At 67.3% G+C, this 13,064-nt stretch carries 8 protein-coding genes and 1 pseudogene; 2 read left to right on the top strand and 7 right to left on the bottom strand.

Annotated elements, in window-relative coordinates:
- Nucleotides 1–75: 75 nt before the first annotated feature.
- From LN251_RS23780 to ngcE, 7 genes are all read right to left on the bottom strand, one after another.
- Nucleotides 76–1,392, bottom strand: a complete 1,317-nt coding sequence (locus LN251_RS23780; protein ID WP_458246149.1) for a sugar ABC transporter permease — start codon at nt 1,390–1,392, stop codon at nt 76–78.
- Nucleotides 1,389–2,180, bottom strand: a complete 792-nt coding sequence (locus LN251_RS23775) for an ATP-binding cassette domain-containing protein (protein WP_079077881.1) — start codon at nt 2,178–2,180, stop codon at nt 1,389–1,391. Before LN251_RS23775 ends, LN251_RS23780 begins: the two co-directional genes overlap by 4 nt.
- Before the next feature lie 302 nt (nt 2,181–2,482).
- On the bottom strand, nt 2,483–3,577 hold the full coding sequence (locus tag LN251_RS23770) for a sugar ABC transporter substrate-binding protein (protein ID WP_249838521.1): 1,095 nt from the start codon (nt 3,575–3,577) through the stop codon (nt 2,483–2,485).
- A gap of 133 nt (nt 3,578–3,710) precedes the next feature.
- On the bottom strand, nt 3,711–4,910 hold the full coding sequence (locus tag LN251_RS23765; protein ID WP_458246148.1) for an ROK family transcriptional regulator: 1,200 nt from the start codon (nt 4,908–4,910) through the stop codon (nt 3,711–3,713).
- A 194-nt stretch (nt 4,911–5,104) separates the two neighbouring features.
- Entirely contained in the window at nt 5,105–6,028 is a 924-nt protein-coding gene (locus LN251_RS23760) for a carbohydrate ABC transporter permease (protein WP_058928088.1), read from the bottom strand.
- A 15-nt stretch (nt 6,029–6,043) separates the two neighbouring features.
- Complete coding sequence (locus LN251_RS23755) at nt 6,044–6,979, bottom strand: carbohydrate ABC transporter permease (RefSeq protein WP_458246147.1); 936 nt, start codon at nt 6,977–6,979, stop codon at nt 6,044–6,046.
- 121 nt (nt 6,980–7,100) lie between these two features.
- Nucleotides 7,101–8,555, bottom strand: coding sequence for an N-acetylglucosamine/diacetylchitobiose ABC transporter substrate-binding protein (gene ngcE, locus LN251_RS23750; RefSeq protein WP_458246146.1), 1,455 nt, complete (start codon nt 8,553–8,555; stop codon nt 7,101–7,103).
- A 376-nt stretch (nt 8,556–8,931) separates the two neighbouring features.
- On the opposite strand from ngcE, the gene LN251_RS23745 reads away from it, so the two are divergent.
- Nucleotides 8,932–12,735: a GH92 family glycosyl hydrolase gene (locus LN251_RS23745; RefSeq protein WP_458246145.1), complete on the top strand. Its 3,804-nt coding sequence runs from the start codon at nt 8,932–8,934 to the stop codon at nt 12,733–12,735.
- Nucleotides 12,624–13,043, top strand: a pseudogene (locus LN251_RS23740) (alpha-glucuronidase); the annotation flags it as partial. The gene LN251_RS23745 and the pseudogene LN251_RS23740, both read left to right, overlap by 112 nt.
- Nucleotides 13,044–13,064 lie beyond the last annotated feature (21 nt).

Here is a 13,064-nt window from a genome sequence, read left to right as displayed (position 1 = left end):
CACGATCGCACTTTTCTACGACATGACTGTGCCCGGCACCGCCGTTGGTGCCGGGCACAGGTCTCGGGAGGGGTGTTACGCCCGGCCCGCCGCCTTCTGGCTCCTGCGGGAGACGGAGTCGATGACAACGGCGCCCAGCAGCACCGCACCGGTGATCATGTACTGGATGGACGTGTTCATGTTGAGCAGGTCCAGGCCGGTCTGGATGGACTGGATGACCAGCATGCCCAGGAGGGCGGACCAGACCGAGCCGCGGCCACCGAACAGCGAGGTACCACCGATGACGGCCGCCGCGATGGCGAGCATCAGGGTGTTGCCGCCACCGGCGCTCAACGTGGCGCTCGCGGTCTGGCCGGCGAAGAACATACCGCCGATCGCCGCGAAGCCGCCGGAGATGGCGAACACGGTGATCCGGATCAGCGGCACGTTGATACCGGCACGGCGGGCCGCCTCGATGCCGCCGCCGACCGCGAAGACCTTGCGGCCGTAGGTCGTACGGCGCAGCACGAAGTCCACGATCACCAGGGCGGCGAGGAAGATCACCAGCGCGTTGGAGACACCGGCGGCGTCGTTCAGCACGAAGGCGGCCAGGAAGGACGCCACCGCGAGCACGCCGACGCGCAGCAGGATCTCGGCGGTCGGCCGGAACGGCACGCCCGCGGCCTTGCGGCGGCGCTGCTCACCGAAGTTGCCGACCAGCGCCAGCACGACCCCGAGGCCGGCCAGCAGGTAGGCGCCGATGATGGCCTGGTCCATGAAGAACGAGCTCTGGCCGAGCAGGTGGACCGGGCCGGTGTCGGACGGGATGTTGATGGTGCCGCTGGAGCCCAGCAGCCACAGCATCAGGCCGTTCCAGCCGAGGAAGCCGGCCAGGGTGACCACGAACGCGGGCACGCCGATCTTGGCGAAGAACCAGCCGTGCAGCGCGCCGATGCCGAGGCCGGTGAGGACGGCCAGGACGAGCGACAGCCAGGGATTCATGCCGTGCTGGACGACGAACACGGCGAACAGGGTCGAGGCCAGACCGCTGACCGAACCGACCGACAGGTCGATCTCGCCGAGCAGCAGGACGAACACCAGGCCGATGGCCAGCATGCCGGTGGCCGACATGTAGTAGCTGATGTTCGAGACGTTGTCGGCGCTGAGGAACCGGCTGTTCTGGAACTGGAAGATAGTCCAGATGATGATCAGACCGATCACCACGGGCAGCGAGCCCAGCTCACCGCCCTTGACCTTGCGGGTGAACTCGGTCCAGTAGCCCTTGAGGCCCTCTTCGCGGATCAGCAGACGCGGGTCGACGACCGAGACGGGGGCGGCGGTGGGGTCGTCCGCGGGCGCGACGGTGTCCTGCGCCTCGGGGTCCACCTTGGAAACCTTGGATGTGTCGCTCACTGGGTCGCCTCCGCGCCGCGCCGCCCCGCACGACGGGTCACGGCGTTGTCCGTGGCACCGGTGATCGCGGAGATGATTTCTTCCTGACTGGTGTCCTTCACCGAGAAGGAACCGTTGTTCCTGCCCAGCCGCAGCACGGCGACGGTGTCGGCGACCGCCTTCACGTCGGCCATGTTGTGGCTGATGAGGATGACGGCGAGGTTCTGCTCGCGCAGCCGCTCGACGAGGTCGAGGACCTGGGCGGTCTGCTCGACGCCGAGGGCGGCGGTGGGCTCGTCGAGGATGACGACCTTCGGCTCGCCGATCAGGGCGCGCGCGATGGCGACGACCTGGCGCTGACCACCGGAGAGGCTCGCGATCGGGATGCGAACGCTCGGGATGCGGATGGAGAGCGTGCTCAGCAGCTCGCGGGCCTTCTTCTCCATCGTGACCTCGTCGATGACGCCGCGGTGCAGCAGCTCGCGTCCGAGGTAGAGGTTGCCGACCACGTCGAGGTTGTCGCACAGCGCGAGGTCCTGGTAGACCGTCGCGACGCCGAGTCCCTGGGCGTCGTGCGGCTTGTTGATGCTGACCGGCTTGCCCTCCCACTCGATGACGCCCTCATCGATGGGGTGGACTCCGGCGATCGTCTTGACGAGCGTCGACTTTCCGGCGCCGTTGTCGCCGACCAGGGCGACCACTTCGCCGGCGTGGACCTCCAGTTCGACATCGGTGAGGGCCTGCACCGCACCGAATCGCTTGGAGACTCCGCGCAACGCCAGCACGGGCGTAGCGGACACGTGAACCATCTCCTTCGCCGCCTGACCGGCGGGGATGCCGCGCTTGGGGTAAGGCGCGGAGGGGTGTGCCGTAAGCACTGATTTACAAGGGGGTGTGCCGTTGGCACTGATTTACAAGTCGAACATGCGCGCGGTCCGTGCCTCTTGGCAACGGTTGCGTCCACCATGCTTCCGTCCGGCACCCGCCCCGCAGCGGGGTATGAAGGCGGCGCGGGTGCCGGACAGGTTCGGTGCCTGCCGTCGGGGCGCGTTCCGTTCAGGACCGCGCCCCGGGGCTCGGGCCCGTCCGCCGGACGGGCCCTGGGCGGCTCTTACTGCAGGCCGGCCTTCTTGCACGCGGCGGCGAAGTCGGCGGTGCAGATCTGCGAGACGGTGTAGAGACCGTCCTTGACGACCGTGTCCTTGATGTTCTTGACGGTCACCGAGACCGGGGTCAGCAGCTTGGCCTGGACCTTGTCGCCCGAGCCGCTGGTGACGGTGGTGTCGGCCAGGGACTTGATGTCCTTGCCCTGGAGCAGGTTGACCGCGAGCTCGGCGGCGGTGTCGGCCTCCGGCTTGTAGGCCTTGTAGACCGTGGAGGACTGCGTACCGGCGACGATGCGCTGGATGCCCGCGAGCTCGGCGTCCTGGCCCGTCAGCGGGATGCCGCTGATGCCGGCGCCCTTGAGGGTGTTGGCGATGCCACCGGCCATGCCGTCGTTGGCGGCGTAGACGCCGGCGATGTTCTTGGCGCCGAGCTGGGTGATGGCGGCGGACATCTTCTGCGCGGCGACGGTGTCCTTCCACAGACCCGACTGCTCGTAGGCGATGTTCACCTTGCCGTCGAGGGCCTCGTGCGCGCCCTTCTTGAACTGACCGGCGTTCGGGTCGGCGTCGTCACCGTTGATCATGACGATCTTCGAGGACTTCTTCGCCTTGGAGCCGAGGGCGTCCAGCAGGGCCTGGCCCTGGAGCTGGCCGACCTTGACGTTGTCGAAGGAGACGTACGCGGAGACCGGACCCTGGGCCAGACGGTCGTACGCGACGACCTTGACGCCCTTGTCCACCGCGGACTGGATGGAGGACTTGATGGCGGCGGAGTCCTGGGCGGAGACCACGATGACCTTGACGCCCTTGGTGACCATGCTGCTCATCTGCTGAGCCTGCTTGGCCGGGTCGGCGGCGGCGTTGGCGTAGGAGACGGTGCAGTCGCCGCACAGCTCCTTGACCTTGGCCTCGAAGTACGGCTTGTCGAACTTCTCGTACCGCGCGGTGACGTTGTCGGGCAGGAGCAGGCCGATCGACTTGCCGCCGCCGCCCGAGCTCGAGCTGCTGTTGTCGCTGCTCTTCTTGTCACCGGCCTTGCCACAGGCGGCGACCGAGACGGCGAGCGCCGAGATCGCTACGGTCACGGCTGCACGACGCATGAGCGTGTTCACTTGAGAAACCTCCCTGACGAGGCCGCGTCGTTGCGGCCGAGGTGGCTGGAAGTCAACTCGGCCGCACGTGCGACGTCAAGAAGTAAATACTTAACGAGATGGCAACGACGTCCTGCGTTCTCTAAGTGAAGGCAGGCGCGGTTGCATGCAGCGTGCTGTCCAAAAGGGTCGAATCACCCATCTCGCTGAGGGCGAGGGCGAGCGCTCCGAGCACCTCCGCCCGACCTCCAAGTGCCCCTGGAAGCACGGACAGTTGACGTGCCGCACTGGGGATCGCATAGCGGCCGACGGACTCCCTGATCGGCCCGAGCACCAGCTCACCGGCCTCGGCGAGATCACCACCGAGGACCACCCGGCTCGGGTTCAACAGATTGCAGAGATTGGCGACTCCAGAGCCGATATGACGACCGACGTCGGCGATCACCCGACGGCAGCCCGGGTCTCCGTCCCTGGCCAGCCGCACAACGCCTTCCATCGTCAGATCGGTGCCGTGACTGGACTGGAGCAGCGGCAGCACATAGCGCGCGGCAGCGAAGGTCTCCAGGCAGCCGCGGTTTCCACAGCGGCAGACGGGGCCGGATTCATCAAGAGTAATATGACCGATTTCTCCCGCTGTGCCACCCGGGCCGCGGTAGATCTTGCCGTTGATCACCAATCCGGCGCCGACACCGCTGGCGACCTTGATGTAGGCGAGGTCGCGCACACCCCTGCCGCTGCCCCAGACCAGCTCACCGAGGGCGCCGAGGTTGGCGTCGTTGTCCACGTGCACGGGCACGCCGAGCCGCCCCCGCAGCTCCTCGGCGGGCTTCGTGCCGGTCCAGCCCGGCAGGATGGCGGTGGAGCCGAGGGTGCCGGACTCGACGTCGATCGGACCGGGCACGCCGAGGCCCACTCCGGCGATCTTCGACCGGTCCACGCCCGTTGCGCTGATCAGGCGATTGACCAGCTCCTCCGCCCGGTCGAAGCCCTCCGTCGAGGACGCGTCCACGTCCAGCGGCTCGGACTCCTCCGCCAGCACCTGATGGGCGAGGTTGCCGACCGCCACGCGCAGATGCGTGTGCCCGAAGTCGACGCCGATGACGATGCCGGCGTCCCCGCTCAGGGAGACGCTGCGGGCCCTGCGGCCACCGGCCGAGGTGGGCGTGACCTCGACCGTTCCGCCGTCCTTGAGTTCACGGACGATGTTGGAGACCGTGGCGGCGGACAGCCCCGTGGTCCTCGCGATCTCCGCCTGCGTGAGGGACCCGGCCAGCCGGACGGCCCGGACGACCCGCTCCAGGTTGGCTCGGTGCAGCGACGACTGCGACCCCGGAGTCTCCACGACGACCTCCTGCGCGCGGGACCGCTTCGATGAGGCCCCGTCTATGTCCAACTAGTGAACTCTAAGCTGAGCCGTTAGGGTCGCCTCCCGTCAAGAGGTTGAACCGTTTCCGGGTACGTGGCCGCAGGCACATACACGTTCGCGCGCCATGCCCGAAATGCGGGAACGGCGCGCGATCGGGCGGTTTCGGAGCGCTACTTCAGCGTGGCCGAGGTGAGGCCCGCCTGAACCTGGCGCTGGAACGACAGGTACACCACGAGCATCGGGATCATGGCGATCGTGACGCCCGCGAAGAGCACGGGCAGATCGGAGGCGTACCCCTGCTGCTGCTGCAGCTGGATGAGCCCCTGGGTGAGCACGTAGCGCTCCGGGTCGCCGCCGCTCTGCGGCTGCATCAGGACCGTCGGCAGGATGAACTGGTTCCACTGGCCGAGCGTGTTGAAGATGCCGACGCTGATCAGGCCCGGCTTCGCCATCGGCAGCATCACCTGGAAGAAGGTCCGGGTGTGCGAGGCCCCGTCCAGGACCGCCGCCTCGAAGACGGCCGTGGGCAGGGTGCGGAAGAAGGCGTGCATGAAGAACACCGTGAAGGGCATCGAGTAGGCGATGTAGACCAGGATGAGCCCCTGGTAGGTGTTCAGCATGTCCAGCCGTTTGACCATGAAGAACAGCGGGACGAGGGCGAGGAAGACCGGGAACATCGCGCCGGCGACGAAGAAGTAGTACAGCAGCCGGTTGCCCCAGAACTGGTACCGGGCCAGGACGTAGGCGGCCATGGAGCCGAACAGCATGGTCAGCGGCACCGAGAAGACCAGCACGATGACCGTGTTGAGGAAGTAGTCGCCGATGCCCTTGTTCCAGGCCCGGTGGAAGACGTCCAGGGACCAGTTGTGCGGCCAGCCGAAGGCGGAGCCGCCGATCTGGGCGTCGGTCTTGAAGGAGCTGATCACCAGCCACAGCAGCGGCAGCACGATCAGCAGGGCCCACAGGGCGAGGAAGCCGTGGGAGAAGACGTTCAGCACGACGCCCTCGCCGCGCTGCTCGTCGGGGCGGTCGGGCCGCGGGGCGACGGGCCGCGGGGCGGGGGCGGCGGGGGTTTCCTTGATGGGGGCGCTCATCGTCATGTCTCCCGCTCAGAACTCGATGCGCTCGCGGCGGGTGACGCGCAGCGTGAAGACGGACAGGATCAGGGTGAGCAGCAGCATGATCACGCCCATGGCGCAGGCGTAGCCGCTCTTGCCGTAGTAGAGGAAGTTGCGCATCATCACGGTCGCCATGACGTCGCTGTGGTGGTCGGGTCCGCCGCCGTAGGCACCCATGTTCTGGGTCATCGAGGAGACCAGGACGAACATGTCCATCGCGATGATGCCGAGGTACACCCAGGCCGTCTGCACGGTGTCCCACAGCAGCGGCAGGGTGATGCGGAAGAACGACTGGTTGCGGTTCGCGCCGTCGATGAGCGCGGCCTCGTAGATGTCCTTCGGAATGGACTGCATGGCCGCCGAGAACAGCACCAGATAGAAGCCGACACCCTGCCAGACGACGGCGACCATCAGCGCCCACAGCACCACGTTCGGCTCATTGAGCCATTCGATGGGATTGTTGGGGTCGACGAGATGGATTTTGATCAGGACGCCGTTGAGCAGGCCGCCGCCGTCACTGCGGTACACCGCGTTGAACAGCACGGCGAGAATCGCCAGCGACAGCACCTGCGGGAAGAAGTAGACCACCTTGTAGAACTTCGATCCGGCGACGCCCTGGACCCCGCCGGCCCTGCTGCGTCCGCCCGCGTTCAGCATGAAGGCGAAGAACAGGGCGAGCAGGATCGTGATCACCGGGATGAAGACCAGGAACTGCAGGTTGTGCCAGATGGCCGCCATGAAGACGTCGTCCTGGAACAACGTCTTGTAGTTGTCCAGCCCGACGAAGTTGAAGGTCTGCGACTGCCCCTTCCAGTCGGTCAGCGAATAGCCGAACGTCTGGATGTACGGCCAGATCACGAAGACCACGTAGAGCAACACGGGAATGAAGAGAAACCCCGCTACGAACCTGTACTGCCCTTTGCGCATACCTGCCCCTGACATTCCGGTCTGTGCGGCGCCCCGAAAAGGGGCGCGGGGAACTGCGCGACAAGCCACGGACGATCCGCGGCCACCCTACGACGCGCAGTCCCCACGGCGTCCCCGTGAACTACTCGTGCCGGTTCTTCTTGGAGGCCGGGTCCTTCGCCTGCTTGTCGACGGCCGCCTGACAGCGCTTCAGCCATTCCTTCGGCTGGATGCGCTTGGCCATGAGCTCGTTGGAGGCGTTCTGGATGGCGGTGTCCATCTCGCTGTACCAGTCCGGGTACAGGTAGCGGAAGGTGTTGTCACCGGCCGCCTTCGACGCCTCGACCGTGGACTGCGTGCCGGGCCGCAGCTTCACGCTCGCGTCGACGCCGTCCTTGAGGATGGTGAGCGAGTTGGCCTCCTTGGCGAAGAGCGTCGACCACTCCTTGGAGAGCATGTGGCGCATGAACTCCTTGGCGCCGGGGAGGTTCTTGGCCTTGGCCGGGATGATGAAGGGCTCGCCGGAGCCGGCCCGGATCGCCTCGAAGGGCATCTTGCTGCCGGGCAGCAGGGGCATCGGCAGGAACTTCATGTCGAAGTCGGAGGGCGTCTGCTTCAGCTGCTCGTTCTCCAGCCAGGAGCCGCAGGTGATGAAGGCGGCCTTGTACTGGTTCCAGCGGGTCTGCGACTCGGTGTGGGTCAGGCCGTTGGTGCCCGGCATCAGCAGGCCCTTCTCCACGACCTCGTAGATCGCCTCGACGCCCGCCTGGGCCGCGTCGGAGCCGACGAACGCCTTCGGGTCGAGGTTGTCGATCGCCTTGACGGCGTCCAGGCCGCCCTTCTTGGCGATCATGTCCATGATGGCGACATTGATGTAGTACGGGTACTTGCCCTGGTGGGCGAGGCCCCCGATGCCGTCCTTCTTGGCCGCCTGGCAGACCTTGATGAAGTCGTCCCAGGTCTTGGGCGGCTCCCAGCCCTTGTCCTTGAAGAGCTTGCCGGAGTACCACAGGCCCCACACCGTGTAGATGTAGTTGAGGGCGACGACCTTGCCCTCCTGGATGCCCGGGTCGAGGGTGCCGGGGATGAGCATGTCCCGGACCTTCTTGCCCGGGTCGTCCACGGACGGCGCGTCGAGGACCGGGGCGAGGTCGAGGAGCTGGCCGTTCTTGTACAGGACGTCGACCTTGATCTGCTGGGCGCCGGAGTCGTCGACGATGTCCGGCGGGTTCCCGGCGTTGAAGCGGGGCTGGAGCTTGCCAGTGATCTCCTGGGTGCCGGTGTGGGTGGAGGTGACGCCGAGCTTCTGCTTGAAGTTCGCCTCCCACGCCTTGGCGTAGTCGTCGCCGTAACCACCCTTGAAGATGACGACGTCGAGCTTGCCGTTCTTCTCGACGCCGAAGGGGTTCGACTTGGAGGTCTTGCCCTGGTTGTTGTCGTTCGAGTTGTCGTCGCTCCCGCCACCGCTCGCGCACGCCGACAGAAAGCCCATCGCCGGTACGGAGATCAGGCCGAGCGCGGCCGAACGCTTGATCAGATCGCGGCGGCCGACGTCCGCGGTGCCGTTGTGCTCGTTCTCGCCGGAAGTGGATCCCATGCTCAAGTCCTCGCCTTCTCCAGGACTCAGGCGGTGAACCGGATCCTCCCCGGCACCGCGGTCAGGTCAAGCAGGGTCGTGCAGGAAGTGCGGACAGCAAAGTACGGATCGTGTGAATCGCCGACAGGTATAGTCCACTTCCCGCCAACGGAGCAAGATCGAATGCAAGGTTGGCCATGGGTCTTTTCCGAGTTGAGACCTCGCGGAAATATGAGCGCCCTGTGTGCCGCATGCCGGAAAAGTCCGCGACATAGGCCCCGAATGCCGCAGGCAACACCCTTGACATCACTGGCCACTTGACCCACTACTGGTCCTTGCGCGTCGAAGTTGACAACGTTGTCCAGTGCGAGCCACAAGACAGGGAGGGTGCTGGCGTATGCGGCACAGAGCTCGGCACAGATACGGACCGGCGGTCGTGATCACGACCGCCTTTGTCATGGCGGTGGGCTCGCAGGGGGCGGCGGTCGCGCTGCCCGGCGCTCCCGCCAAGGCCGACCAGGAGTTCGCGTCGTCGTTCGAGACCGGCGATCCGGCCCCGGACTGGCTGAACACGGTCGACACCGGTGCGGACGGCGCCAAGCGGGCCTCGGGCGTCGACGGGGGCTACAGCAGCGGCATTCCGGGCAATGTCAACGACCATGTCACGGACGTCCGCGCGAGCGCCGAGAACACCGGCGGCGGCGAGGTGAAGGAGAACCTCGCCGACGGCGAGGCGGTCACCAAGTGGCTGACGTTCGAACCGGCCGGCTGGGCCGAGTTCGACCTCGACAAGCCCATGAAGATCGTGACGTACGCCCTCACCTCGGCCAACGACTACGACGAGCGCGACCCGCGGGACTGGACCCTGCAGGGCTCCACGGACGGCAAGGACTGGAAGACCCTCGACTCCCGCGCCGGTGAGACCTTCTCCGAACGGTTCCAGACGAAGTCCTACGACCTCGCGGAGCCGGCCGAATACCAGCACTACCGGCTGGACATCACCAAGAACAACGGCGCCGACATCCTGCAGCTCGCCGACCTTCAGCTGTCCACGGGCGGGGGCGGCGGCCCGGTGCCGCAGGACATGCTGTCACTGGTCGACCACGGGCCCAGCGGTTCGCCCACGGCCAAGGCGGCGGCCGGGTTCACCGGAAGAAGGGCCCTGCGTTACGCCGGGCGACACACGGCCGACGGCCGGGCGTACTCGTACAACAAGGTCTTCGACGTGAACGTGGCCGTCGGCCGGGACACCGAGCTGTCGTACCGGATCTACCCGTCGATGGCGGACGGCGACCGTGACTACGACGCCACGAACGTGTCGGTGGACCTGGCGTTCACCGACGGCACCTACCTCAGCGACCTCGGCGCGAGGGACCGGCACGGGTTCGCGCTCTCGCCGCAGGGGCAGGGTGCCGCGAAGGTGCTGTACGTCAACCAGTGGAACGACGTCGCCTCCCGGATCGGGTCGGTCGCGGCCGGCAAGACGGTCGACCGGATACTGGTGGCGTACGACTCCGCGAAGGGCCCGGCGAAGTTCCGGGGCTGGCTGGACGACATCGCACTGCGGCGGGTGGCGCCCGAGAAGCCGAAGGCGCACCTCGCCGACTACGCCCTCACCACGCGCGGCACCAACTCCAGCGGCAGCTTCTCGCGCGGCAACGACTTCCCCGCGACCGCGCTGCCGCACGGCTTCAACTTCTGGACGCCGGTGACCAACGCGTCCTCGCTGAGCTGGCTGTACGACTACGCGCGGGCCAACAACGACGACAACCTGCCCACGATCCAGGCGTTCAGCGCGAGCCACGAGCCGAGCCCGTGGATGGGCGACCGGCAGACCTTCCAGCTGATGCCGTCCGCCCAGTCGGGCACCCCGGACACCGGGCGGGAGGCGCGTGAGCTGGCGTTCCGGCACGAGAACGAGACCGCGCGGCCGTACTACTACGGGGTGCGGTTCGAGAACGGGCTGAAGGCCGAGATGGCCCCGACCGACCACGCGGCGGCGCTGCGCTTCACCTATCCCGGCGACGACGCGAGCGTGGTCTTCGACAACGTCACCGAGCAGGCGGGGCTGACGCTGGACAAGGACAACGGGATCGTCACCGGCTACTCGGACGTGAAGTCGGGGCTGTCGACGGGGGCCACCCGGCTGTTCGTCTACGGCGTGTTCGACAAGAAGGCCATCGACGGCTCCTCCAGCGGCGTCAAGGGCTACCTGCGGTTCGACGCCGGCGACGACCACACCGTCACCCTGCGCCTGGCCACCTCGCTCATCAGCGTCGACCAGGCCAAGGACAACCTCCGTCAGGAGATCCCGGACGGCACCTCCTTCGACACGGTGAAGAACCGCGCCCGGCAGGTCTGGGACCGGCTGCTGGGCAAGGTGGAGGTCGAGGGGGCGACGCCCGACCAGCTCACCACCCTGTACTCCAGCATGTACCGGCTCTACCTGTACCCCAACTCCGGCTTCGAAAAGGTGGGTTCGACCTACCAGTACGCCTCGCCGTTCTCGCCGATGCCCGGGCCGGACACCCCGACCCACACCGGCGCGAAGATCGTGGACGGCAAGGTGTACGTCAACAACGGCTTCTGGGACACCTACCGGACCACCTGGCCGGCGTACTCCTTCCTCACGCCCTCCCAGGCGGGCGAGATGGTCGACGGGTTCGTGCAGCAGTACAAGGACGGCGGCTGGACCTCCCGTTGGTCCTCGCCCGGTTACGCGGACCTGATGACCGGCACCTCCTCGGACGTGGCCTTCGCCGACGCGTACGTCAAGGGCGTGAAGTTCGACGCGAAGGCGGCCTACGACGCGGCCGTGAAGAACGCCACCGTGGTGCCCCCGGCCTCGGGCGTGGGCCGCAAGGGCATGGCGACCTCACCGTTCCTCGGCTACACGAGCACCGACACGCACGAGGGCCTGTCGTGGGCGATGGAGGGCTACGTCAACGACTACGGCATCGCGCGGATGGGCCGGGCCCTTTACGAGAAGACGGGCGAGAAGCACTACAAGGAGGAGTCGCAGTACTTCCTCAACCGCGCCCAGGACTACGTGAACCTCTTCGACTCCAAGGCCGGGTTCTTCCAGGGCAGGGACGCCAAGGGCGACTGGCGCGTGGACTCCGCGAAGTACGACCCGCGCGTGTGGGGTTACGACTACACGGAGACCAACGGCTGGGGCTACGCCTTCACCGCCCCGCAGGACAGCCGGGGCCTGGCCAACCTCTACGGCGGCCGCGGCAAACTCGCGGACAAGCTCGACGAGTACTTCTCCACCCCGGAGACGGCGGCCCCCGAGTACGTCGGCTCCTACGGCGGCGTCATCCACGAGATGACCGAGGCGCGGGACGTCCGGATGGGCATGTACGGCCACTCCAACCAGGTCGCCCACCACGTCATCTACATGTACGACGCGGCCGGGCAGCCCTGGAAGGCGCAGAGGAACGTCCGCGAGGCGCTGTCGCGGCTGTACGTCGGCAGCGAGATCGGGCAGGGCTACCACGGCGACGAGGACAACGGCGAGCAGTCGGCCTGGTACCTGTTCTCCGCGCTCGGCTTCTACCCGCTGGTGATGGGCGGCGGCGAGTACGCCGTCGGCTCCCCGCTGTTCAAGAAGGCGACCGTCCATCTGGAGAACGGCCGGGACCTGGTCGTGAAGGCACCCAGGAACAGCACGGCCAACGTCTACGTCCAGGGTCTGAAGGTCAACGGCCGTTCCTGGAGGTCGACTTCGCTGCCCCACTCGCTGCTGGCCAAGGGCGGGGTGCTGGAGTTCGCCATGGGCGCGAAGCCGTCGTCGTGGGGCACGGGCAAGAGCGCCGCGCCCGTGTCGATCACCCAGGACGACAAGGTGCCGACGCCGCGGGCGGACGTGCTGAAGGGTGACGGTGCGCTGTTCGACAACACGTCGGCCACGGACGCCACCGTGACTAGCGTCGATCTGCCGGTCTCCGGACCGGTCAAGGGGGTCCAGTACACGGTGACCTCGTCGGCCGACCACACCAAGGCGCCGACCGGCTGGACCCTCCAGGCCTCGGACGACGACGGGACCACCTGGAAGACGATCGACAAGCGGTCGGACGACCCCTTCCGATGGGACCGCCAGACACGCGCGTTCACCGTGGACTCCCCCGGTACGTACGGGAAGTACCGTCTGGTGTTCGACGGCGAGGCGACCGTCTCGGAGGTCGAACTGCTCGCCTGAGCAGTCGCGTTGAGGGTCTCATGCCGCTTCCCGTGCCCGTCCTGCCCGAGGACGTCGATCCGGCCTGGCTGCCCGAGGAGGCGTTCCGGCCGGTCGGCGGCCGGCGGGTGCCGGTCCGAGGACCGGGCCCGCTGGTGGAGACGGTGCACGGGGAGGTGGCGGAGGCCTGCGCCCGCTTCGGCGGCGCTCTCGTGGAGGACGACCCCGAACCCGTCCTGGAGGCCACGGGCGACGACGGAAGCGAGGCGTTCACCCTCGGACGCCGTGACGGACGCACGACCGTCACGGCGTCCGGCGGGCGCGGGCTCGGATCTCCTTCGCGCGCCGCG

The organism is Streptomyces sp. MAI_2237 (assembly GCF_054189285.1).
This window is presented reverse-complemented; position numbering and strand designations above follow the sequence as displayed.